The sequence below is a fragment of the Rothia sp. HMSC068F09 genome (assembly GCF_001812775.1).
In the GTDB taxonomy this organism is placed as follows: Bacteria; Actinomycetota; Actinomycetes; order Actinomycetales; family Micrococcaceae; genus Rothia; species Rothia mucilaginosa_A.
Genome location: NZ_KV810430.1, coordinates 326,373 through 348,406 on the forward strand (window position 1 = coordinate 326,373; position 22,034 = coordinate 348,406).

A 22,034-nucleotide genomic window follows, 5' to 3' on the forward strand; every position below is an offset into this window, starting at 1 on the left:
CCCAATATCTTATAGCCCTATATCAGGCCCGTGTTTCCCGCAATCGAGAGGGCGTTACGCACGATGTCCAGGAGCATTGAACGCACCTCGTCCGATTTGAGGATGACCACCAGCAGCCCCGCGAAACCGACCGCCGCAAGCATGACGATTCCGTACTCCGCGGTGGATGCGCCCTCCTCCACGTCACCGGCGGGGGCGTAACGTTCGGCTTCGTGCGTTTCACGCTCCGCGGCACCGAGAGCGGTGGAGCGCACGAGCGGTTCGTCCCCGCATGAAGTCCCGTAACACCCGGTCGGTTCAGCGGGCTCAGTCCCATCTCCCGCAGCGCGCGAGCTACGTTCTTCGCCTTCGTCAAGTGCGCAACCCAGCGCGCAGCAGGTGGGGCCACAAGAGTCTAGGGTGCATCCCTCGGCCAGGGCACGGGCAATATTCAGAACGCGTTCTTCGCTCTGAGCCAGCTCCTGCGGGAGCCCCATCGGGGCCTCGCTCGAGGCGCCGGGCAGGGTAATCTTGGGGGCCTTCGTATCGGGCAATTCATCCCCGTCGAAGAGGTCCGCACATTCCTCGCGCAATTGTTTGAGGGTCGTGGCGATGGCAACCGAGAGCGGCACGGGCCCGAGGATAGTCTGGGCAGCCTCCGCCTCGTAGCGGTCGGTTTCATTCTCTCCACGTCGTTCGGGGTAGGTGGGGGTCAGAATGTTCGTCATTGGTCTTCCTTTCTCAAGGTATTTGGGATTGCGCACCGAGCGGTTCGTTCAACTCGGCGCGAGAATGTGGGATCGTTCCCGCGGGGCCTACCCGGTGAGGGTCGGCAGGAGCGAAATGAGGATGGGCACGATGCCCAGGCAGATGAATGCCGGTAGGGAGCAGAGTCCGAGGGGTACGACCAGGGCAACCGAAAGTTTTCCGGCGGCCCGCTCCGCGGCGCGACGCTCACTCAGGCGTTGCGCGTCGGCGAGGGCCCTGAGCAGGGGCGCGCTCGGGCTACCGGCGGTGTAGGCCGGGGCGAGTGCGTCCCTCAGCGGACCCCAGCTTCCCGTGGCGGTTCCGGCCCAGGCCGCCTCCCAGGTGGCTCCCATCTGCAGTCGGCGGCATATCGCTCGCAGTTGCCCGCTGTTCAGGGCCTCGGCGAGAGCCGTCAGGGCCGAAAGTGGCGAGAGCCCGGCCCTCAGCTGCGCGGCGAGCAGCTCCAACATGAGAGCCGTGTCCACTCCGGGTGGAGCGCAGGCTTCCGTGTGCCCCAAAGACGCGTGCCCCAAAGAGCCGAAGCGTCGAGCCTCACGACCGGTCGGTTCCCTCGCGAGGTGCCCACCGAGTCGGACGGGCTGAGCGGCCGGGGAGCTCCTGCCCTCACTCTCCTCCTCGGCCCGGCGCACCAGCCGGGCCGTCCATCCTCGCCCGATAAAAGCCAGGGCGAATCCGAGCAAGCCCGCGAGGGCACCGGCCACCGAGCCGGTAAGCACGCCCAGCGGATCGCTGCCCATCAACATTCCCAGTCCCAGCCCGATGAGCGGTAGCCACGAGAGGATTCGACCGGTAGCTCGAGGCGCCGCCAGCGCGCTCTGCCGTCCCAGGAGCGCATCGATACGTTCCTCGGCGTGCTCGGCGGCCCGCTCCAGACTGGTGGCCAGGGGCGCTCCGGCGTTTTCGCTCATGCGCAGGCTGAGGGACAGGTCGCGCAGGCGTTCTCGGCTGTGAGGTCTCAGGCTGCGTTCGTCCTCGTCAAGAACCTGTTCGCAAGCCAGATGCGGCGATAGTCCCCAGGCCGCGGCGGTCTCCAGAGCCCGGATAAACCGGCGAATATCTTCACCGATCCGTGGGTGCTCTTCGGGGTACGAGAGGGATTGCACCGCCTCGTGCAGACTCATTCCCGATCGCAGGTTGAGGGCCAGGGAACGCAACACGAGCGGCCACACGCGCATCTCTTCGGCATCCGCCGCGCCGGGGCGGCGATTCTCCCAGCGCTCCCGCAGGTTCAGCGAGGCGGTTCGTGCGGCCCTCATGTTCTCCCCCTTTCCCGGACGCCTCCGGCTGACTCCGACGGGGCTACCCCTCGACCGGGCTCCGGATTAATGGGAATCCTCCGCACCCGCAACCGCTCTTCGGGCCCCTCAACGTGCAGGCTATACACGCCCTCAATGCGGCGGCGGCCGCCCTGCTGCTCGAGGTGAATAATGCGCTCAAAAGCCGTCACCGTATGCAGAGCAACCGTTCTATAATCCAGGCCCGCGAGCGCGCCCAGGGCAATCAGCCGGCGAGGCACCGCCTCGGCACTATTGGCGTGCAGCGTGGTCCCGGCACCGCGGTGACCGGTATTCATGGCGGTCAGCAGGTGCACCACCTCCGCCCCGCGGCACTCCCCCACAACCAGGCGGTCCGGGCCCATGCGCAGGGCTTGCACGATGAGTTCGCCCAGGCCGATAGCGCCCGCCCCCTCTGAATTCGCGGCTCGGGTTCTAAGGGCAACGACCTGCTCGTGTTCGGGGGCGAGCTCCGGGGTGTCCTCCAGAATGACGATGCGCTCGGCCGGTTCACACAGCCCCAGCAGGGCGTTGAGGAGCGTCGTCTTACCGGTTCCCGTACCGCCGCTAATGACGAATCCACGGCGCTCGGCCACCATGCGACGCAGGTAGTCGGCGGTTGCGGCATCACACAATCCGACGCTGACGAGGCGGTTTAGGCCAGGGCGTTCCCTTGCCGGCAATCGGATGGACAGGCGGGTGCGCTCGCTCAGGGGCGGAATGATGGCGTGGATGCGTCGACCCACCTCATCGCTGACGTCGGCAGCCGGGTGCGCGGTATCCAGTTGCCCACCGCGGCGGCGAATAAGGCGCTCGGCCAGGGCACGCACTCGCTGCTCGTTGCCGAGGCTCAGGGCGACGGGGCGAACCTCACCACCGAGGCCCGCCCAAATATCGCAGGGTGAGTTCACGTAGATGTCGGTGATGGCGGCGCCGAGTTTTTCCCCCGCTTCGAGGAGCAAATCGAGCGCGCCAAACCCGTAGAGCTCAGACCCCAGGTAGCGCAGAGCCAGTTCTCGGTCGACGGGTACGTGTTCGACGCTGGGGTAGCTCCACGGGGCGGTCCCCCGTTCGGCGGCGCGCGGACCTGCGGGATGTGCAGTAAAAACGCCCGGTAGCTTCCCCGGCTTTCTCCGTAGGGATAGGGTACCCGAGAGGACCCGGGGCATAAAACGGTGCAGAATCCCCGGGGCTACCCGGGGCGACCCCGGGAGCGCACCGGGCGGCGGGGCTCCGTCTATCTCGGCGATAACCTCCTCCACGACCCCCTCGAGGAGAGGACGCAACGGCGACTCGAAGAAGGGCTGTGCTGATGAGGGCCCATTAAAGGCCGCGGCTCCGTCGAGCGCGAGGGAGCTCCATTCCGGGGAACGCAGGATGCGCTCCCTCGCCTGTACGGCCACGGCGCGGGCCCGGTAGTCTTCGGGCACCATCAGCGCGGAAACACTCGCCCCGGCAGACACCCCGCTAGGCATAGGCACCCCGTGAGGCGCCCCAGCTGGCGGTGTGGGGGCAAGGCCCTGTTCCGACTCCCGCGGAGGAATCTGCGCCCTCACGCGCGGCGAGTCAGCGAGTAGGGTGCGCTGCGGGTTCTGTAGCTGGTCGGTATTCTTCATGGGTTCATCACACCACGTGAGGAAAACCCCCAAATATAGAACAATCGTTCTGTGGATAATTCCGGCTTAAACCCCGAAAAATCCGTTATCCACAGGGCGTTTTCGCCTCGTTTTGGCCGCTCAGCCTCCGTTCCGACGGCTTTATGACGAAACGCGAAAACCGCACAGCCCCAAAGTCGTCCGCCCCAAAACTCGCTTACTCCAAAACTCACCCGCTTCAAGACCCGCCCCCGCTTCGCACAGCACCCCTGTCTCACACGGCATCCCGGCCTCGCACAGCGCCCCCAGCCTCGCACAACCCCTTCAGCCGCTCAGCCGCTCCTACTATCCACAGGCTCGACGCCCCGTCACGGCCCGCACCCGGTCGTCACCGATAATGGAACTATGTACATCCTCCTCAGCCCCGCCACCGGTGCGGACATCACGGCCCGCACCGGCACCGCGAATCAGCCCGTCACCGCCCGCATTGCGGCGGGCGTGCCCGCGCGCGGACGGGCGGAGAGCCCGGTGACGTCCTGGGGAGCTTTCCACTACGAAGACCCCACCGCCGAGCAGCTGGCCGACCCTTCCTTCATTCCGCAGATTCTGCGCGCAGACCGGGTCAGCGCCGCGAACCTGGCGGCCTACGTGCGCGAGGTTGAGCGGAGGGCCGAGCGGTCCCCGGACCGCCGACCCCCGCGCTGGATCTGGGCCGATACCCGTCACATCGCACCCCTGCTATTGCGGCGCGGGGTGCGCGTGCACCAGTGCTACGATCTGCGGCTCGTGCAGCGTATTCTGCGGACCGCAGCCACGCATCCCAGCCGCTTTGTCAGCTACGAAACCGAGCTGGACCTCTCGGAGCTCACCGAGGCTCTAGAGCCCCAGGGATACCTGCCGGTGGCCCGCCAAATTCAGGGGCAGGAGGAACTATTCGGCGCGGATTTCCTGAGCGGTGCCGCTCAGAAGAACGCCGGTTCAGCCGGTGCTTCCGCAAAGAATCCCGCGCAGGCCTCGGGGACCCACGATCTTCTTGAGCCAGCGCCTCACGAGCCCTTCGAGGCACAGCTTTCGGCCGGGCCCGTCCGTCTTTTGCCGGAACACCCCGTCGTGCGCGCCCTCATGGGCGAATGGCTGGCCCAGGCGCGGGCCATCAGCTCCTCGAAGCATCCCGAACGTCTGCGATTGCTGGCGGCGGCCGAATCGGCGGGCGCCCTCGTCGCTGCCGAAATCGGGTACTACGGCATCCCCTTTAACGTGAGGGCTCACCACGAACACCTGCAGGAACTACTGGGCCCCCGGCCCGAGCCCGGCCAACGCCCACAAAAGATGCAGGAGCTGGTCGAAGAGATCCAGCGTATGCTGTTCATGCCCACGCTTAACCCCGACTCACCGCAGGAGCTTCTGCACGCCCTGCAGTCGGCGGGTGCCTCGGTGACGTCGACCCGGTCCTGGGAGCTCAAGAGCTGGGCGAAGGCCGTGCCCTCGCAGCGGCAGAAGCGGCAGGCCCTCATTGAACCGATTCTGCGCTACAAGAAGCTGTACCGCATCTGGACCGCCAACGGCTGGACGTGGTCCGACACCTGGGTTTCTGAGGGCGCTTTCCGCCCGCACCTCGAGGTGGGCGGGGCCGCGACCGGGCGCTGGGGCGCTTCGGGCGGCGGTGCCCTGCAGCTTCCCGCCGAGATTCGGCAGGCAATTCAGGCCCCGGAGGGGCAGATTCTGACGGTGACGGACGGCTCGCAGATTGAGCCGCGCATCCTGGCGGCCCTCAGCCGGGATGAGGCGCTCGCATCGGCCGGACGAGGCGCCGACCTGTACGCCGGCATCGCGGAGTTGGCGCGTCTCAAGGGCGTGGGTCTGACGGAGCGCGCCCACGCCAAGGTGGGCATGCTCGCCATCATGTACGGCGGACGCAGCGGCGAGATTGGGGCGCTTCTTCCGCACGTTGCGGCCCTCTTCCCGCAGGCCATGGAGTTCACGGAGCGGGCGGCGCGCATCGGTGAGGCGGGCGGTCAGGTGACGACTTTTCTGGGGCGCACTTCACCGCCGGTGAGCGATCGTTTTCGCGAGATTGTGGCGGATCGTTCCTCGCCGGCGGCCGAATCGCGTGCGGTGTCGACCGCGCGTGCTCACGGCCGCATGACCCGCAACTTTATTGTTCAGGGAACCGCCGCGGAGTGGGCGCTGTGCTGGATGGGTTCGGTGCGCACCCGCCTGCTGACGGAGACGATTTTCGGCATGCCCATGCGCACCCGCATCGTCTATTTTCTGCACGATGAGCTGCTGCTGTGCGGTCCGGAGCTGGAGGCCGAGCGCGTGGCTCGCATCGTGCGCGAGTGTGCGGCGGAGGCGGCGCGTCTGCTTTTCGGCAGGGTCCCGGTGGATTTTCCCGTCTCGGTGCACCACGTGCACGATTACTCCGAAGGTAAATAACCCGCGGCGGGCTGTGCGGGCCGCCGCGGGGTGGGGCCGCGTTCGTTTCCACCGGCTGGCTCCACCGGCTGGCCGGCACGCCATACGGCCGGTAGATTTAGGGCTCGTACCCGGGTGCCGGACGTAGATCGTTGCGGTTCCAAGGCACGGTCCAGCCAAGCGAGTCGAAGATGCGGTCCAGCAAAATCGCGGTGAATCCCCACACCGTGAACTCCTCACCGCCGGGCATGCGCACATCGAAGGCGGGGGTGCGGTGCGAGGTGCGGCCGCGTTTGATGTAGGCGGTGTGCCGGTTGGCGGGGTTGAGCAGATCGCGCACCGGAACCCGCGCGATGAGGGCCGATTCGTTGCGGTCGACCACGCTGACAGGCACGGGGCTGTTCCACCAACCGATGACGGGGGTGACCATGAAGTCGCTGATGGGAAGCGGCAGGGTGCGTAGCTGACCGAGGACCTGCACGCCGGCGGGGTCCAGGCCGGTCTCCTCCACGGCCTCGCGCAGTGCGGCGATGTGTGCGACCGGTTCGCCCGTGGACTCGGCGAGCGCGTAGTCTTCGGGGTCGATTTTCCCGCCGGGGAAGGCGGGCTGACCGGCGTGCGCGCGCAGTGTTGCGGCGCGCACGAGCAGAAGCATGTCCAGGTCGGCACCCACGTTCTCGGGGCATCCTTCGAATTCGCCCGTGGAGGGCGAGTCATCGAGCACGCCGAAGAGAATCAGCACGGCGGCCTCCTTGCTCAGGGGGCTGGCGGGGGCGCTGCGTAGCAGGGCGTCCACGTCAAATTCGACCCCGCCGCTGGCGAGGGCCTCGAGAAGGTCACGGGCAGGGTGCTCGGTTCCGCTGGTCACGGTCATAGTTGGCTGCTCTCCGCATCGTATGCAGGCGTGGGGTTGTGCTCGTCCATGGCTCGCGCTATCCGTGCGGGCCGTCTACGGCGATTTCACCAGTGTACGGCAGGGGCCGGCTAGGCGCTGAGCGGGTACCCCTCGGCCTGTAGCTGGCGGCGGGTTGCGCCCTGCAGAAAGCGAAGGTGCAGGTCCTCGCGGCCGGGGGCCATTTCGTATTTCATGAGCTTGCGGGCCTTCTGCTCGTTGGTCTCGCCGATGCCGTAAGAGGGGCAGAGATCTGCAACCGGGCATACGCCGCAGGCGGGCTTCTTGGCGTGGCAGATGCGGCGGCCGTGGTAGACCATGCGGTGCGAGAAGATGGTCCAGTCCTTGCGTTCGATGAGCTCTGCAACGTCCTTTTCGACCGCTTCGGGGGCCTCGGCGGTGGTGAATCCCATGCGGCGGGCCAGGCGGCCAAAGTGCGTGTCGACGGTCAGTCCGGGCACGCCGAAGGCGTTGCCGAGCACCACATTTGCGGTTTTGCGGCCGACTCCGGCGAGCTTGACGAGCTCCTCGAGGGTGGAGGGCACCTGCCCGCCGTGCTCCTCGACGAGCTGGCGCGAGAGGTTCACGATGGAGCGTGCCTTGGCGCGGTAGAAGCCGAGGGACTGGATGTAGGGCTCGACCTCCTCGTAGCGTGCGGAGGCGAGCGCGGTGGCATCCGGGTAGCGGGCGAAGAGCGCACCGGTCACGGAGTTGACGCGCACGTCGGTGGTCTGCGCCGAGAGCACGGTGGCGATGAGTAGCTCGAAGGGGGTGTCGAAGTCGAGTTCGGCGACCGCGTAGGGGTAGGTTTCACCCAGGATACGGTTGATTTTGCGGGCGCGGCGCACCGTGGAGAGGTGGCTTTCGGGTGCGCGGGCCTTGAGCCGGCGTGCGGCCGCGGCGGCTTTGAACTCTGGGACGACGCGAATCTGCAGGAGTGATTCGGTGTTGTCTGCCGCAGTGTCTTGGGCCGGGGTGTTCTGTGCGGCCGTTGCGGGGTGGGTGGCGTTCTCGGTCATAGCGTGAGGGTACCGGGCTTTGGGGTGCGGACGGTAGCGAGGTTCACCGTAGTTGGCCCCCCGTCTTCTATACCGCGTCATTTTCTGGGCAGTTCGCGTTGGCTCGTACTGTGCGGGTGCCTGCTGTGCCACACTGGTTCTATGTCAGATACGATTTTTGTGCTTAACGGCCCGAACTTGAACCTGCTCGGGCAGCGCCGCCCCGAGGTGTACGGCTACACGACCCTGCACGATATTGAGCGTTCAGTGCGTGAGCGTGCCGCCGCCCACGGTTTCGACGTTGAATTCATGCAGTCCAACCACGAGGGTGTTCTGGTGGACGAGATTCAGCGTGCCCGCACGCGCGGGGCCGCCATCATTATCAATCCGGCGGCGTACACGCATACCTCCGTGGCGCTTCACGACGCTCTGGAGGCGGCGGAGCTTCCGGTGGTTGAGGTGCACCTGTCGAACGTTCACCGCCGTGAGGAGTTCCGTCACCGTTCCTTCGTATCCCCGCAGGCCACCGCGGTGATTGCCGGTGCCGGCGCTTACGGTTACGTCATGGCGGTAGATTTCCTGGCGCAGCATCTGGCGGAATAGCAGCGCAGCATCTGGCGGAATAGCAGCGCAGCATCTGGCGGAATAGCCCAGTGCAGCATTTGGCGGAATAGCATCGCAGCATCTCGCTGAGTAACTTGCCCTCCCCCGTTCGTGAAATAGTTCAGGCTCCCGTTCCTCGTGCGAGGGCGGGAGCCTGATCTGTTGTGCCGCTGTTCCGCGGCTCGATACTAGCTACTTACGGCAGGATCCAGTGGAGACGGCGGCGGTGTTGTTACCGCCCTCGGCCAGGGCCTGCTTGAGGGTGGTCGCGGTGATGGCGTAGCCGGTCTGGCCGGTGGTTGCCTTACCGAAAATCACGCCAACCACGTTGCCGTTCTCGTCGAGGACGGGACCACCGGAGTTGCCGTGCTGAACGTCGGCTGCCAGCTGATAGACCTGGCGCATGGCGTTGGCTCGGCCGGTGTCGGCGTCGATGGTCTGGGTGTTGCCGATGCCCTGCACGGTGGCGGGCAGCGCCTTGAACGGGCCGCCCTTGGGGTAGCCCATGAAGGTCACGAGGCTACCCGCGGAGGCGTTCTTACCGATGGTAAGCGGCTTCAGGGGAAACTTCGGCACGCTGATGAACGCGAGGTCCTGTTCGCTATCCATGTAGACCACGGTGCCGGGCCAGGTGCGTCCGCGGGAGTCCTGCACGACCGGGGAAGTCACGCCGGCGACCACGTGGGCGTTGGTGACGACCAGGCCCGTGTCGGCCACGAAGCCGGATCCGGTGGAGGTGTAGCCGCACTGCTCTGCGGCTCCCAGGATCTCCACGACGGAGGCGCTGGCAGCGTCAAGCGCATCGGACTCAACGCTCTGGGTCGGGGCGGATGCTTCGGGGGCGATGAGCTCGCTGACCTCGGGAATGGAGGTGGAGGCGAGCACGTTGTTACGGACCGAGTCGATCTGGTCTTTAAGGGCGTCGGGGGTGCTGGTGACCATCCAGGTCAGGGTCTTGGACTGGCTGAGCGCAGTGTTCAGCTGCGGGATGGGCACGGTGCGCATCGAAATGGTCAGCACGACCAGCACGAGGGCGCAGGCGGCGAGGTTGAGCACGCCGCCGAAGAATCGTTCGATGCCCTTCAGCGGGGTAACGTCGGTGACCTTCCGGATGGTACGTCCGGCGACGATGCCCAGCCACTGCCCGATGGTCAGGCAGAGGATGAGCACGCCAACCGCGGTAATGAGGCTCCACTGGGTCCCGACGGAGGCGACGGCCAGGGGCACGAGCCAGGCAGCGGCGCAAACGCCCAGGCCGAGGCCAAGGAAGGTGCCGAGGGTCGTGAAGAAGCCGCTACGGATTCCGGCGAGGAAGTAGAGCAGTAGAAGAATGGGGATGACGATATCAAGGGGGTTAATGTCAGCCATTTTGACGGGGCCTCCTTGGGGGTGGGTAGAAATGATCAGGGATGCACCTACGATATGCGGCCCGTCGGTGGGCACACCCAATGGACCGATAGTAGACCCATAAGCTGTGCTAAACCTTAGAATTTGCCGGGAATGAAAAACTTTTGTTGTAAAGCTCCGGATTCTGAGTGCTTAAACCAAAATTTTAGGGTACGCTCTTATCAGTTGAATATGTCACACCCGCTTGAGCCGTCTCACACTTCAGTTGTGAGATACTTTACATAGGTTCAGGCTCACTCACTGCACATCACGGGCTTCGGCTCTTCACCTCATATCTAGGAGAACTTCATGGATCTCGAGATCCTCCGTCGCACCCCTCTTTTTGCGAACCTTGACGACGCAGCATTTGCCCTGCTGACCGATGACATTCAGGAGATTGACCTCTCCCGTAACGCCGTCCTCTTCTACGAGGGTGACCAGGACGATCAGCTCTTTGCCGTGCTCTCCGGCAAGGTGAAGCTGGGTCGCACCGCCGCCGATGGCCGCGAGAACATGGTCGCCATCATGGGCCCCGGCGATGTGTTCGGCGAGATGGCTCTCTTCGATCCTTCGCCCCGTTCGACCAACGCGGTGGCTGTTTCTGAGACCCGCCTGGCAGCTATTAAGCACGAGTCCTTCAAACGTGCCCAGCAGCTCGACCCCTCGATTTCCGACCAGGTTATCAAGACCCTGGCTCGTCGCCTACGCCACGCTAACGAGGCCCTGGCTGATCTGGTCTTCTCCGATGTTCCCGGCCGCCTGGCCAAGGCTCTGCTGGATTTGGCCGACCGCTTCGGCCGCCCCGCAACCGACGGTGTGCTCGTTGCACACGAGCTGACCCAGGAAGAGCTGGCACAGCTGGTTGGCGCATCCCGCGAGACCGTGAACAAGGCTCTGGCCGAGTTTGTTTCCCGCGGCTGGATTCGTCTGGAAGCACGCGCCGTGGTCATCCTCGATCTGCCCCGCCTGCGCCAGCGTTCCCGCTAGGCGGTAGCGGCATAACCGCTATCATTCTTCGACCTTGCGGTCTTTCATCCCGGCCCTGCCAGGCAGGATGAGTGCCGCGACGTCACGCTTTGAATACGGCAGGAGCCGCCTCCTTTGCATGGGGAGGCGGCTCCTGCCGTTAATTTGCGCGTTGAGCGGTGCGGCCGAGGCAACTTGGGCCTCGGTAACGGTCGGTCTGAGAGTGTGCATGCCCAGCGTGCGCAGGCCCGAGGCTATGCGACGCGTCCGTCCAGCTCGCTTCCGGTCTGGGGCACCGCGCCCAGGCCTCCGGTGAAGACCGGCCCGGTCGGAGCGGGAGGCTCCACCTCGGTGAAGGAGAGCATGCAAGCGCCGTTATGGCTCACGAGCACGGCCTTGCGCACCTCGATGCGGCGGCGCTTCGACAGCCACGCCACCGAGGTTTGGGCCCTCGCGAGAGACTCCAGCATGCACATGACGCCGGGGGTCACGAGCTCTTCCAGGCGGCGACCCACAGTATTGGGCTGGCCGATGCGGTCGCCCAGCTCGCTCGTATCGCGCGCTTCCAGAAGCTCACGCACGTTCAGCCAATCACCCCACACGCCCTTGCCGAGCAACAGCTTCGGGTCCTGCCCCACCGGCAGAGCGGTGGTGAAGTAGGCGATGTCGTAGCGCTTGAGGAAGAAGTCCGGGGACTGCCAGCGCGCCACGGGGCGCAGCAGGTCAGCGCGAATACTGAGCCCGCTCGAAGACAGGAAGTGCGCGAAGCTCTTGTCCTGATCGGCCACTGCCTCGCGCCAGGTCATCAGCTCGGGGGTGCTGGAGCGTTCCACGACGTCCTGTTCATCCTCGCCGGCAAGCAGAATACCCGTCTCCTCGAAGGATTCGCGCACGGCGGCCATGACGCTGCGGCGTGCTTTCGTCACGTCGGAGTAGTGAAATTGCTTCTGCCAGTATTCGGCGCCGGGGCCCACCCAGGAGGCGGATTCGTCGTCACCGGGGAGCGCGGTACCGCCGGGGAAGGCCACCACGCCCAGCGGTGAAGTGCCCGGGCGGTAGGTCAAGATGGTCTCCAAACCGTTGTCGCCGTCGCGCACAAAGATGACGGAGGCCGCCTGGCGCATCGTGCAACCGGGGGTTCCCTCGTTACCCTCTTCGCACCAGCTTTCCGCGGCGGCCCGCATGAACTCCGGGATCACGTAGAGGCGCTGAATGGCCTCGGTGCGGGGTGCGGGCGAGGAGTTGCGGCCCGTGAACATGCGGGGACGTTCGGGCTCGGCAGGTACCTCCGCAGTGCCGAATCGGCGCTCCTGCACTGGCAGGGGCAGCGTCTTCACGTCGTGGGCGCCGCCGGGAGTCTCAACCTGGCGACCTTCCTGAGAGGCGCGCTGCGCCTGGGCCGCGCGGATAGCCGACAGCGGCAGTGCGCCGGTGTACAGCTGATTAGACATATTCAACAATAATCTCGACCTCGACGGGCGAATCCAGGGGCAGCACGGGCACGCCCACGGCGGAACGGGCGTGCTGGCCAGCCTCGCCGAAAATCTCGCCGAGCAGCTCGGAGGCACCGTTGATTACGGCCGGCTGAGCGGTGAAGTTCACCTCGGAGGCCACGAAGCCCACAACCTTTACGACGCGCTGAACGCGGTCCAGGTCACCAATCACGGACTTAACGGTGGCCAGGGCGTTCAGCACGCTGATGCCCGCGTACTTCTTCGCATCCTCAGGGTTCACGAAGCCCTCTTCACCGGAGCCGGAGACCTTACCGGTGGCGGGCAGAACGCCGTCGACGAAGGGCAGTTGGCCGGAGGTGTACACGTAGGAGCCGGAGGTCACCGCGGGAACGTAGGCGGCGACGGGGGCGGGTGCGACGGGCAGCTCGTAGCCGAGTTCGCGGATGCGGGCTTCGATGCGAGATTCAGTCATGATTACTCCAGAAGGATTGCGGGTGTTCACACCCGGACGGTGATGAGATGTGTGCGTTGCGTGCCGTTATACAGTTCTTTCCACGGGTCCGCGGTGTACCCTTCACTTTTCGAAGGGTTAAACGGCTAACCGGCGGCCCGCCTCAGCTATTCCCAATTGCAGCCACGTTTTCGGCGCGGAGCGAAGATAGCTGGGGGAGCCGCCGGAGGGGCGACGTTTAGTCGGCCTTCTCGCGCTTAAAGTAGGCGATGGGGTTACCCTGAGTGGGCGCGACCATGTTCGATGCGGGGGCTGCGCCGGCGGGTGCGGAGGCACCGGGGAGCACGGTGACGAGCTCCCAGCCGTCCTCGCCCCAGTTATCGAGGATTGCCTTGGTCGTGTGGATCATCAGCGGTACAGTTGCGTATTCCCATTTCTTCATACCCTCTAGCCTAGCTTTCGGGGCCCTACTTGTAAAAGGGATTGTCACATTGTGTTTTTCACGTGCTGCGCCTCCCTTTCCGCGTCTCCGGCGGCTATCTAGCGGTCGGAAAACCCGAGTGAGCGCCTCAACCGAGGTTCTCTCCAGAGAGGGCTTCCTCTCACAGCTTCATGGGTTAAACTGAATGAATGGCTTCATCTAAGAAAACCCGTGCGCGTCGCCGCCCGGGAGATTTTTTGCAGTTCCTCGCGTTCAGCGTGATTGCCGGTTTCCTCGCGGCAATCATTGTCGTGCCTCCGGCCGTGAGTGCCGGCATGGTCGCGAACGCATCGATGTCATGGTTCCAGGACCTCCCCGAAGATATTGCGGAAGGTCCCTTCTCGCGTCCCTCGACGATTTACGCTGCGGACGGCACCACCGAAATCGCGACCTTCTTCGACGAGAACCGCGACCCGGTCAAGCTGGACCAGATTTCTCAGCACATGAAGGACGCCATCGTTTCGGTTGAGGACCGCGACTTCTACAAGCACGGTGCGGTCTCCGCGATCGGTATTGGCCGTGCGTTCCTCAACAACATCGTTAACTCCAATAGCGGCCGCCGCCAGGGTGCTTCCACCCTGACCCAGCAGTACGTCAACAACCTGATCGTGGACGCCGCGGTGTCCCGCGGTGAGGACGCTACCGCGACCCTCAACGGTAACAAGACGTACGCTGCAAAGATTCGCGAGATGAAGCTTGCGATTTCGATGGAGCAGAACAAGTCCAAGGATGAAATCCTTGAGGGCTACCTGAACATCGTGAACCTGGGTGGTTCCAACTACGGTGTCGAAGCTGCCGCACAGTACTACTGGGGCATCTCCGCTAAGGACCTGAACGTGGCCCAGTCCGCGCTTCTTGCCGGTCTGGTGCAGGCACCGAACGTGTACGACCCGACCGTGAACCCCGAACTCGCCCGTGAACGCCGCGACGTGGTGCTTGGCACCATGCTGCGCGACGGCAAGATTTCCGATAAGGAATACAGCGAGGCTATCGCCAGCGATATTAAGCTCGACGTCCACCCCAAGTCGCAGGGTTGCTCCCTGAGCGGCGATAAGGCCTTCTTCTGCCGCTACGTGGTGAACTACCTGCTGCAGGACGAAAGCTTGGGCGCTACCGCCGAGCTGCGCAACACCGCGATTAAGCGCGGCGGTCTGAAGATTGTGACCACCCTGAACCCCGAGGCTCAGACCGTGGCCAAGCAGGCTGTGGACTCCACCCAGCCGGCCGCCACCAACTGGAACGACGTGAACTCCGCGCTGACCAGTGTCGAGCCGGGTACCGGTCGCGTGATTGCCATGGCTCAGAACACCGAGCTCGGTACCCCCGCCGACGCGAACGACCACTCCAAGACCGAGTACAACTACAACGTTGACGCGGCCTACGGCGGTACCAGCGGCTTCCAGCCCGGTTCGACCTTCAAGCCGATTATTCTGGCTCAGTGGCTGATTTCCGGCCGCGGTGCTAACGGTACCGTGAACGGTACCCAGCTGTTCTGGCCCACCAGCTTCGGCTGGAACGCCCGTTGCTACGACGGCGGCAAGTACTACTACACCGGCCAGGCAAACGGCTGGTCCTACAAGAACGCGTTCAACGGTGGCCTAGGCTACAACACCGCGGCGTACGGTATCCGCCAGTCGCTGAACTCGTACCTGTACGGCATGCTCTCCCAGCTGGACCTGTGCGATGTGCACGACCTGTCCATCAAGATGCACGCGCTGGACGGTACCGGCGAGCCGCTGCACAGCATCCCCGACCTGGGTACCAACATTGGTGGTACCAAGTACGGTATCTCCCCGCTGACCAGCGCTTCGATGTACGCGATCTTCGCTTCCGAAGGTAAGTACTGCACCCCGCGCCCCGTTGATAAAATCCTAAAGAACAACGGCGACACCATGAAGGAATACCAGAATCAGTGCGAGCAGGTTCTGGACCCGGATATCGCAAACGGTGTCAGCTGGGTTCTGAAGGGCGTTATCCAGCCTGGCGGTTCTGCTTCTCAGCGCGGTATCGGCCTGCCGAACGGTTCGGCTGCGAAGACCGGTACGAACGATAACTCCTCGCAGACCTGGCAGGTGGGTTACACCCGCGGCCTGGCCACCGCATCGTGGGTTGGTTCGAACAACCTCGGTTTCCGCTCTCTGAACGGTGTGGGCATTAACGGTCGCGTGCTGAACTACGTGGATGGTGCAACCTACGCTGGTGCCCAGTGGCAGACCTTCATGAAGGCCATCGCCCCGAAGTACGATACGAAGGACTTCACCATCCCCAGCGATAAGGTTCTGTCTTATAACTCCAACCCCAGCTAAGGCTGAGGTTTGAAAGGCGATTGATGATGTGTGAAAACGCAGTCAACGCCCGCGTCCCCGTGGCGGTCCCCGACGCACGCGGCTCCTCCCCGCTCCTGAAGAAGGTTGCGGGGGCGGTAGCCGCCACTGCAGCCTTGGGGGCCGCCACGGCGGCATACGGGCACTTTGTTGAGCTGAACAATTTTCAGCTCCGCACCGAGTCCCTGCCGGTGCTGCCCGCCGGTAGCCCCGACTTCAGGATTCTGCACATCTCGGACATGCACATGATTCCGGGGCAGCGGAAGAAGACCGAGTTTATGCACTCGCTGGCCGCACTCGAGCCGGATCTGGTCATGAACACGGGCGACAATCTCTCTCACGTGGGCGGTATGGAGCCGCTGTTGGAGGCGCTCGACCCGCTGATGGATTTCCCCGGCGTGTTTGTGCCCGGCTCGAATTGCTATTTCGCGCCCATTTTCAAGAATCCGGCACGCTACCTGTGGCAGCCGCGCACCCCTCAGACGATTGAGGAGGGTTCGCGCGTGGCCCTGCCCATAGAGCAGATGCACGAGGCGTTCGAATCGCGCGGGTGGACCGGCCTGGTCAACCGCTACGATACGCTGAAGCTAAACGGTCTGCGCCTGGAGTTCTCGGGCGTGGATGACCCGCACCTGCGCTACGATAAGCATCCAGGTTTCGCCCCCGGTGCCTTCGACGAGAGCACCGAGCCGAGCGTGCGCATCGGCGTGGCTCACGCCCCCTACATGCGCACTCTGCACCGCTTCGTGCAGGACGGCGCACAGGCTATTTTTGCCGGTCATACACATGGCGGTCAGGTCTGTCTGCCGGGCGGTCGGGCGCTTGTCAGCAATTGCGATTTGCCTGCCTCGCGCGCCAAGGGCGTGAGCGAGCAGTCCGGCATCCCGGTGCAGGTTTCCGCAGGCCTGGGCACCTCCCGCTTTGCGCCGGTGCGCCTATTCTGCCCGCCCGAGGCAGTGCTCGTGACCCTGACGGCACGCGACGCCGGTGAGCCCGCCGGCACGGCGGGTGGTCGCCGCTAATGTCCGAGGCTTCAACAACGCACACAGGAAAGCAACGCCGCAACCCATTCCTCGAGACGGCGCCCGAACCGATTCCCGCCCCCATCGACTACGCGCACGGTCAGCATGCCCCGCGCACCCTGGCCGCCTACGCGCGCCCGATTCGCCTGCGCTGGAGCGTGGGCCTGCTGGTGGCCTTCGGGGCCGGCGTGCTGGAAATTTCGATTCCGCAGGTGCTCCAGATGATTGTGGATCACCTCTCGCACAGCGCCACTGAGAGCGCCATCTGGGCGGCGGGCGGCCTGGTGCTGGTCCTAGCCATTGCGCATGCATCCTTCGCGTACTGGCGACGCTGGCTGCTGGTGGATCCGACCTCCACCATTGAGATGTCCATGCGCATGAACTTCTTCGATCGGCTGCTCAGCGCGCCAATTGCGCTGCTGGACCGTTGGCCTTCCGGCCAGCTGCTGACGCGTTCGATGAGCGATTTGGGCACGATACGCCGCTGGCTTTCCTTCGGCATCGTACAGCTGCTGACGGTGATCGTCATGTTCCTGGGCGGCGCCTTCTACATGCTGCAGTCATCGCCCCTGCTGGCGCTGGTCTTCGTGGTGACGGTGCCGGTGCTGGTGCTGTCGCTGGTGAACTTCACGCGCAAGTACTACCGGGTCTCCCACGAGATTCAGCAGCTGACCGGTGACCTTTCGACCCGCATCGAGGAGTCGGTGCGCGGCATCCGCGTGATTAAGGCGCTGGGACGCTCCCCCGAGCAGATTCGCGACTACTCCCAGGCCGTGGATGTTCTGCAGGAACGCGAGTACGGCAGATCGATGCTCGTGGCCCGCGTGGCGCTGAACCAGACCCTGATTGTGGGTGTCTCCACGGCGGTCGCGCTGGCTCTTGGCGCTTCGCAGGTCGCCAACGGCGCGCTGAGTCTGGGCGCGATGACCGCCTATTTTGCGGTGCAGACGACCGTGCTGAGCCACGTGATTCGTTCGACCTCGCTCATGTCCGCGTACCTGAGCTATAAGGTGGCTCTTGAACGTCATAACGAGGTCATGGATGAGCCCGGCTTTGAGATTGTGCGGCTGATAGACCCGGCGAAGGCCGACGAGTACTCCCCGAACCCCGCGAACGCTCAGGATTCCGCGCAGCGCTCTTCTCTTTCTTCTCTTCCTTCTGACGCCTCTGGAGCGGCACGCTCCGGAAAGGAAAGCATGCAGTACCCCAGCGGTGGCGCCGTATCGGTGGCCTTTAACCAGGTTTCCTTCAGCTACGAGGAGTCCGCCCCCGCGCCCAATCCGGCGGCTGATTCTTCGCTGGAGCACGGCGCGCAGCTTCCGCGGGCTGACGTGCTGCACGACGTGACGTTCAAGGCGTTCCCGGGTGAGATTCTGGCTCTGGTGGGCGCCACCGGTAGCGGCAAGTCCACGGTGCTCTCGCTGGTGCCTCGCTTCTACGAGCCGACCTCCGGCTCGCTCCGCCTGGGCTCGCACGATATGGCGGATCTTTCGGTGGAGCAGGTACGCGCGCAGACCGCGTTCGTTTTTGAGGAGGCGGTCCTGTTCTCCGGTTCGGTGCGCGAGAACGTGCTGATGGGCGTGGCCGACCAGTACGAGGGCGGCACCTCCGACGAGGATTACCCCGGCAGCGACGAGCTGGAGGCAACTCTGAACACCGCGCTGAAGCTGGCTGCCTGCGAGTTCGCCTACGAGCTGCCGCAGGGGCTGGACACGATTATCGGCGAGGAGGGTCTGAGCCTTTCGGGTGGCCAGCGTCAGCGCCTGTCCCTGGCGCGTGCCCTGGCGAAGCGCCCCTCCGTGTTGCTGTTGGATGACCCGTTCTCTGCGCTGGATGTTGACACCGAGGAGCGCATCATTAACGGTCTGCGCGAGGGCCTGGAGGGCCTGGGCGGCGCCACGACCCTGCTAACGGCGCACCGCCCCTCGACGGTGGCTCTAGCGGACCGCGTGCTGCTGATGGTTGACGGCACGATCACGGCAGAGGGTACCCACGCCGAGCTGATGGAATCTTCGGAGCAGTACCGCCGGCTGATGACCATGGAGGAGGGCTAATGCCAGCCCATTTCCCGGTGCCTTCCGGGCGGGAAGCCAGCCCCGAGGAACGAGCCGAGACGAGGAGGCGCTCCCTCGCCCTGCTGAGCCACTCCCTGCGTCCGCATCGCGTGGCGCTCATCGTGTCAATTCTGTCGGTTTTTGTGGTCACGATTGCCTCGGCGGTTCAGCCGTTGCTGATTGCCCGCGTGCTGGACAGCGCCATCGCGCCCCTGCGTCAGGGGGATTCGGGGCCGCTGACGGTTCTCGTGGTGCTCTTCGCGGTGACAGTTGCGGTGGGCGCTCTCTGCAGCTGGCTTAACGTGGCCTGCACGGTGCGGGTTTCGCTGGGCGTGGTGGTGTACCTGCGCAAGCGAGTCTTTGCGCACGCCCAGTCGCTGAGCGTTTCTTTCCACGAGAAATACACCTCGGGTAAGGTTATTTCGCGCCTGACCAACGATATCGATACGGTGCGTTCCTTCCTGGACAGCGGCATCAGCCAGCTGGCCATCACCCTGCTGTCGATGGTTATTTCTGCGGCGGCTATTTTTGCGCTGGACTGGCGAATCGGCCTGCTGATGATGTTCATGGGTGTACCGATTTACTATCTGACGCGCTGGTTCCAGCGCCGGGCTACCCCGGTGTACCGCCGTATGCGCACCGATTCGGCGCGCCTGACGAGCCGTTTTGTCGAGACTTTTGCCGGTATCCGCGCGGTCAAGGCTTTTGGTGCGGAGGCGAAGCTCCGTTCAGAGTATGCGCAGACGGCCGAAAGCTACCGTGTGCGGGTCATGGACTCGGTTAAGGTCTTCGGCATCTACTCCCCCGTGCTGATCCTTCTGGGTGATGTGTTTATCGCGGCGGCCCTGGTGCTGGGCGGTTACGCGGTGCTCGGCGGCGATATGCAGGTCGGTACCCTGCTGGCGCTGGTGATTTACGCGCGGCGCGTGTTTGAGCCGGTCATGCAGCTTTCGGAGTTTTACAACATGTTCCAGTCCGCGATGTCGGCATTGGAGAAGCTGTCTGCCTTCCTCGCGGAGAAGCCCGAGGTTGCCGATCCCGAGAATCCCGTTTCTCCCGTTCTCGAGAAGACCGGTCCTGCGGTTTCTTCGCCTGAAGACTCGGCACGCGGCGCCCTGGTGGAGTTGGATAATGCGGTCTTCGGCTACACGAGTGAACGCCACGCCCTGCAGAAGACGAGCCTGCGCATCGAACCGGGTACGACGGTGGCTCTGGTGGGTCCGACAGGTGCCGGCAAGTCGACGATTGCCAAGCTCGTGGCGCGATTCTACGACGTGTCCTCGGGTGCTGTGCGCATCGACGGCATGGATGTGCGCGACCTGACCGATGCGCAGCTACGCCGCGAGGTGCTTATGCTGACGCAGGAGGTGTTCCTGTTCTCCACAAGCATCCTGGAGAACATCCGCATGGGTAACCCGCAGGCGAGCGATGAGCAGGTGAAGGCGGCCGCGAAGGCGGTGGGCGCCGATGCGTTCATTGAGCGGCTACGCGATGGCTACGACTCGCTTTTGGGCCGCGGCGGTATCTCCCTGTCCGCGGGCCAGCGTCAACTGGTGTCCTTTGCCCGCGTTTTCCTTGCCGATCCGCGCCTGCTGATTCTTGACGAGGCGACCGCCTCGCTGGATATTCCGAGCGAACGCGCCGTGCAGAAGGCCCTGCACACACTGTTGAGGGGGCGCACGGCCCTGGTGATTGCCCATCGCCTCTCAACGGTGCTCAGCGCCGACCGCGTGCTGGTGATTCGGGATGGCGCCGTGGTGGAGGATGGCTCCCCGCAGCAGCTGATTGCCGCCGGTGGTCGCTTCGCGGCGATGTACGCCTCCTGGGATGAGCTGAACCGGGCGCCGGAGGAAGGCGAATAACCCGGCTCCGAGGCTTGCTTCAGCCTCTAGCACGGGTCGAGCGATTTTTTGGTTGCTCTGTTTGCGTTCCGTATTTTTTTGGGTTATCCTAGGTGAGTTGCCTACGGTATTCGCCGATAGGTTAACCTCGGGATGTGGCGCAGCTTGGTAGCGCGCGTCGTTCGGGACGACGAGGTCGCAGGTTCAAATCCTGTCATCCCGACAGATAGCCCCGGTCATGGTTTCATGACCGGGGCTTTGTCGTATCTGCGGTATTCTTCCCGCGCAGATTCTGGGCATATACAGACGACCCCCTACCCGCGGTACGCAGATAGGGGGTCGTCGTTCACGCTATGTTTCTAGCCGCGCCCGGAGATAAGGGCGAGGATTGCCTCCAGGGGGCCGCGGCCGGCCAGGGAGCGCGCCATGCGGGCCCAGAGTGCGCAGAATCCCACCGCGATGATGATGCCCAGAATCAGGAAGGCGGTCCAGTACACGGCGGTGCCCCAACCTCCCGTGGCGATGTAGTGCTCACCCACGGTAAAGGCCTTGATGGTGGGGCCGGCGTAGATAATGAGCGCGCTCAGCACGATGGAGGCGCTCAGCGACATCTGCCCGAGGCGGGCAACGGGGGTGAGGGCACCCGCCTGTGCGGAAAGTAGTCGCGCACATTCGGCCCAGAAGTAGAGCGTGGCGGCCAGACTGAGGGTCAGCTGCACGTGGGGCGCATCCAGCACGCCGAGCCCGGTGTAGGGGTTGAAGACGCGGTAGACGGAGAGCGCCAGCACTGCGAGCACGACGGGCACCGCGATCTTGGCCCCCAGGCTCGTGTAGAGGCGCACCAGCAGAATACCCAGGCACATGACCCAGAGCAGCTGGGCGCTGGCGGTAAGGTTCAGACCGTTGGCTTTGAGGAAGGGAAAGGCACCGGCGCTCCACGCATCGGCCCGCACTGCGGCTTCGAGGAGAATGTCGTGGGTCCAGGAGAGGTACGGGCTCGCGGCAATGGTCAGCACGGCGAGGACCCAGAGCGGCAGGTACACGACGGCCAGGGTCAGCAGGGTCAGGATTGCCAGGGGAATGAGCATATCGAAGGGCAGCGAGTATGCGAAGCCCTGGGCGGGCGTGGTCACGCCCGGTAGCGGAACGTAGGCCGCGCCCTGCACGACGGCGACGCCCAGCACGAGCAGGGCGAGGAAACGCACGATGGTCCCGGCGAAGAGCTGCGGGAAGCTTGCGGTACGCGCGTAGTGCCAGGCCGCGGCTCCAAGGATGGCGGCGAAGAGCGGCTCGGCGGGGGTGACCAGTTGCGGCACCCAGAACCTCCACGAGACGGGGATAAGTTGCAGCCAGTACCCGAAGGCGATGAGCAGGGTGAGCACGGCGTAGGCGCGGGCCAGGTCGAGTCCGAGGTCGCGTCGCGTTCCGCCGAGGGAGGCGGCACGCAGGGTGGAGCCGCCGGAGGTGGTGGGCGCTGTGGTTCGTGCTGCCATGTGTCGCTCTTTCGGGTGGTTCGGTGTGGTGAGTGCGC

The 22,034-nt window shown here is 64.6% G+C and carries 17 protein-coding genes and 1 tRNA gene; 8 read left to right on the forward strand and 10 right to left on the reverse strand.

Features of this window, described 5'->3' with window-relative positions; all coding sequences use genetic code 11:
- Nucleotides 1-17: 17 nt before the first annotated feature.
- From HMPREF2874_RS09075 to HMPREF2874_RS08210, 3 genes are all read right to left on the reverse strand, one after another.
- Nucleotides 18-707: a DUF4244 domain-containing protein gene (locus tag HMPREF2874_RS09075; RefSeq protein ID WP_049343198.1), complete on the reverse strand. Its 690-nt coding sequence runs from the start codon at nucleotides 705-707 to the stop codon at nucleotides 18-20.
- A gap of 87 nt (nucleotides 708-794) precedes the next feature.
- Nucleotides 795-2,003, reverse strand: coding sequence for a type II secretion system F family protein (locus tag HMPREF2874_RS08205; protein WP_049346975.1), 1,209 nt, complete (start codon nucleotides 2,001-2,003; stop codon nucleotides 795-797).
- A complete protein-coding gene (locus HMPREF2874_RS08210; protein ID WP_141754246.1) occupies nucleotides 2,000-3,496 on the reverse strand; it encodes a TadA family conjugal transfer-associated ATPase in 1,497 nt (498 codons plus the stop codon). The genes HMPREF2874_RS08205 and HMPREF2874_RS08210 overlap by 4 nt, the downstream gene beginning before the upstream one ends.
- A 525-nt stretch (nucleotides 3,497-4,021) precedes the next feature.
- On the opposite strand from HMPREF2874_RS08210, the gene HMPREF2874_RS08215 reads away from it, so the two are divergent.
- Nucleotides 4,022-6,052: a bifunctional 3'-5' exonuclease/DNA polymerase gene (locus HMPREF2874_RS08215; protein WP_070649918.1), complete on the forward strand. Its 2,031-nt coding sequence runs from the start codon at nucleotides 4,022-4,024 to the stop codon at nucleotides 6,050-6,052.
- Nucleotides 6,053-6,149: 97 nt separating this feature from the next.
- On the opposite strand, the gene HMPREF2874_RS08220 is transcribed toward HMPREF2874_RS08215, so the two are convergent.
- Both HMPREF2874_RS08220 and nth read right to left on the reverse strand, forming a co-directional pair.
- A complete protein-coding gene (locus HMPREF2874_RS08220; RefSeq protein WP_049343195.1) occupies nucleotides 6,150-6,905 on the reverse strand; it encodes an NUDIX hydrolase in 756 nt (251 codons plus the stop codon).
- A 110-nt stretch (nucleotides 6,906-7,015) separates the two neighbouring features.
- Nucleotides 7,016-7,942: an endonuclease III gene (gene nth, locus HMPREF2874_RS08225; RefSeq protein ID WP_049343194.1), complete on the reverse strand. Its 927-nt coding sequence runs from the start codon at nucleotides 7,940-7,942 to the stop codon at nucleotides 7,016-7,018.
- 141 nt (nucleotides 7,943-8,083) lie between these two features.
- On the opposite strand from nth, the gene aroQ reads away from it, so the two are divergent.
- Nucleotides 8,084-8,524, forward strand: a complete 441-nt coding sequence (aroQ, locus tag HMPREF2874_RS08230) for a type II 3-dehydroquinate dehydratase (protein ID WP_049343193.1) — start codon at nucleotides 8,084-8,086, stop codon at nucleotides 8,522-8,524.
- 192 nt (nucleotides 8,525-8,716) lie between these two features.
- On the opposite strand, the gene HMPREF2874_RS08235 is transcribed toward aroQ, so the two are convergent.
- On the reverse strand, nucleotides 8,717-9,892 hold the full coding sequence (locus HMPREF2874_RS08235; protein WP_070649919.1) for a MarP family serine protease: 1,176 nt from the start codon (nucleotides 9,890-9,892) through the stop codon (nucleotides 8,717-8,719).
- 327 nt (nucleotides 9,893-10,219) lie between these two features.
- On the opposite strand from HMPREF2874_RS08235, the gene HMPREF2874_RS08240 reads away from it, so the two are divergent.
- Complete coding sequence (locus HMPREF2874_RS08240; RefSeq protein WP_005504653.1) at nucleotides 10,220-10,897, forward strand: Crp/Fnr family transcriptional regulator; 678 nt, start codon at nucleotides 10,220-10,222, stop codon at nucleotides 10,895-10,897.
- Nucleotides 10,898-11,130: 233 nt separating this feature from the next.
- On the opposite strand, the gene HMPREF2874_RS08245 is transcribed toward HMPREF2874_RS08240, so the two are convergent.
- The 3 genes from HMPREF2874_RS08245 to HMPREF2874_RS08255 all read right to left on the reverse strand — a co-directional run bounded on the left by HMPREF2874_RS08245 (nucleotide 11,131) and on the right by HMPREF2874_RS08255 (nucleotide 13,223).
- Nucleotides 11,131-12,327, reverse strand: coding sequence for an NUDIX hydrolase (locus tag HMPREF2874_RS08245; protein ID WP_070649920.1), 1,197 nt, complete (start codon nucleotides 12,325-12,327; stop codon nucleotides 11,131-11,133).
- Nucleotides 12,320-12,802: a RidA family protein gene (locus HMPREF2874_RS08250; protein ID WP_049343191.1), complete on the reverse strand. Its 483-nt coding sequence runs from the start codon at nucleotides 12,800-12,802 to the stop codon at nucleotides 12,320-12,322. The genes HMPREF2874_RS08245 and HMPREF2874_RS08250 overlap by 8 nt, the downstream gene beginning before the upstream one ends.
- 217 nt (nucleotides 12,803-13,019) lie before the next feature.
- Complete coding sequence (locus tag HMPREF2874_RS08255) at nucleotides 13,020-13,223, reverse strand: hypothetical protein (RefSeq protein WP_049331637.1); 204 nt, start codon at nucleotides 13,221-13,223, stop codon at nucleotides 13,020-13,022.
- A gap of 188 nt (nucleotides 13,224-13,411) precedes the next feature.
- Between HMPREF2874_RS08255 and HMPREF2874_RS08260 the strand changes: the two genes are divergently transcribed.
- The 5 genes from HMPREF2874_RS08260 to HMPREF2874_RS08280 all read left to right on the forward strand — a co-directional run bounded on the left by HMPREF2874_RS08260 (nucleotide 13,412) and on the right by HMPREF2874_RS08280 (nucleotide 20,726).
- Nucleotides 13,412-15,568: a transglycosylase domain-containing protein gene (locus HMPREF2874_RS08260; RefSeq protein WP_049331635.1), complete on the forward strand. Its 2,157-nt coding sequence runs from the start codon at nucleotides 13,412-13,414 to the stop codon at nucleotides 15,566-15,568.
- A gap of 26 nt (nucleotides 15,569-15,594) precedes the next feature.
- Nucleotides 15,595-16,608 carry a metallophosphoesterase gene (locus HMPREF2874_RS08265; protein ID WP_070650023.1) on the forward strand — a complete coding sequence of 338 codons (1,014 nt, stop codon included), beginning with the start codon at nucleotides 15,595-15,597 and terminating at the stop codon, nucleotides 16,606-16,608.
- Nucleotides 16,608-18,662, forward strand: coding sequence for an ABC transporter ATP-binding protein (locus HMPREF2874_RS08270; protein ID WP_070649921.1), 2,055 nt, complete (start codon nucleotides 16,608-16,610; stop codon nucleotides 18,660-18,662). The genes HMPREF2874_RS08265 and HMPREF2874_RS08270 overlap by 1 nt, the downstream gene beginning before the upstream one ends.
- Complete coding sequence (locus HMPREF2874_RS08275; protein WP_070649922.1) at nucleotides 18,662-20,524, forward strand: ABC transporter ATP-binding protein; 1,863 nt, start codon at nucleotides 18,662-18,664, stop codon at nucleotides 20,522-20,524. The genes HMPREF2874_RS08270 and HMPREF2874_RS08275 overlap by 1 nt, the downstream gene beginning before the upstream one ends.
- 128 nt (nucleotides 20,525-20,652) lie before the next feature.
- Nucleotides 20,653-20,726, forward strand: a tRNA-Pro gene (locus tag HMPREF2874_RS08280).
- 136 nt (nucleotides 20,727-20,862) lie between these two features.
- Here the strand turns inward: HMPREF2874_RS08280 and HMPREF2874_RS08285 are convergent.
- Nucleotides 20,863-21,996 carry a hypothetical protein gene (locus HMPREF2874_RS08285; protein WP_070649923.1) on the reverse strand — a complete coding sequence of 378 codons (1,134 nt, stop codon included), beginning with the start codon at nucleotides 21,994-21,996 and terminating at the stop codon, nucleotides 20,863-20,865.
- Nucleotides 21,997-22,034 lie beyond the last annotated feature (38 nt).

What these genes read in the sequence shown, in the direction of transcription:
- HMPREF2874_RS09075 (WP_049343198.1), bottom strand. Translation starts at nt 707, where the DNA reads ATGACGAACATTCTGACCCCCACCTACCCCGAACGACGTGGAGAGAAT.
- HMPREF2874_RS08205 (WP_049346975.1), bottom strand. Translation starts at nt 2,003, where the DNA reads ATGAGGGCCGCACGAACCGCCTCGCTGAACCTGCGGGAGCGCTGGGAG.
- HMPREF2874_RS08210 (WP_141754246.1), bottom strand. Translation starts at nt 3,496, where the DNA reads ATGCCTAGCGGGGTGTCTGCCGGGGCGAGTGTTTCCGCGCTGATGGTG.
- HMPREF2874_RS08215 (WP_070649918.1), top strand. Translation starts at nt 4,022, where the DNA reads ATGTACATCCTCCTCAGCCCCGCCACCGGTGCGGACATCACGGCCCGC.
- HMPREF2874_RS08220 (WP_049343195.1), bottom strand. Translation starts at nt 6,905, where the DNA reads ATGACCGTGACCAGCGGAACCGAGCACCCTGCCCGTGACCTTCTCGAG.
- nth (WP_049343194.1), bottom strand. Translation starts at nt 7,942, where the DNA reads ATGACCGAGAACGCCACCCACCCCGCAACGGCCGCACAGAACACCCCG.
- aroQ (WP_049343193.1), top strand. Translation starts at nt 8,084, where the DNA reads ATGTCAGATACGATTTTTGTGCTTAACGGCCCGAACTTGAACCTGCTC.
- HMPREF2874_RS08235 (WP_070649919.1), bottom strand. Translation starts at nt 9,892, where the DNA reads ATGGCTGACATTAACCCCCTTGATATCGTCATCCCCATTCTTCTACTG.
- HMPREF2874_RS08240 (WP_005504653.1), top strand. Translation starts at nt 10,220, where the DNA reads ATGGATCTCGAGATCCTCCGTCGCACCCCTCTTTTTGCGAACCTTGAC.
- HMPREF2874_RS08245 (WP_070649920.1), bottom strand. Translation starts at nt 12,327, where the DNA reads ATGTCTAATCAGCTGTACACCGGCGCACTGCCGCTGTCGGCTATCCGC.
- HMPREF2874_RS08250 (WP_049343191.1), bottom strand. Translation starts at nt 12,802, where the DNA reads ATGACTGAATCTCGCATCGAAGCCCGCATCCGCGAACTCGGCTACGAG.
- HMPREF2874_RS08255 (WP_049331637.1), bottom strand. Translation starts at nt 13,223, where the DNA reads ATGAAGAAATGGGAATACGCAACTGTACCGCTGATGATCCACACGACC.
- HMPREF2874_RS08260 (WP_049331635.1), top strand. Translation starts at nt 13,412, where the DNA reads ATGGCTTCATCTAAGAAAACCCGTGCGCGTCGCCGCCCGGGAGATTTT.
- HMPREF2874_RS08265 (WP_070650023.1), top strand. Translation starts at nt 15,595, where the DNA reads ATGTGTGAAAACGCAGTCAACGCCCGCGTCCCCGTGGCGGTCCCCGAC.
- HMPREF2874_RS08270 (WP_070649921.1), top strand. Translation starts at nt 16,608, where the DNA reads ATGTCCGAGGCTTCAACAACGCACACAGGAAAGCAACGCCGCAACCCA.
- HMPREF2874_RS08275 (WP_070649922.1), top strand. Translation starts at nt 18,662, where the DNA reads ATGCCAGCCCATTTCCCGGTGCCTTCCGGGCGGGAAGCCAGCCCCGAG.
- HMPREF2874_RS08285 (WP_070649923.1), bottom strand. Translation starts at nt 21,996, where the DNA reads ATGGCAGCACGAACCACAGCGCCCACCACCTCCGGCGGCTCCACCCTG.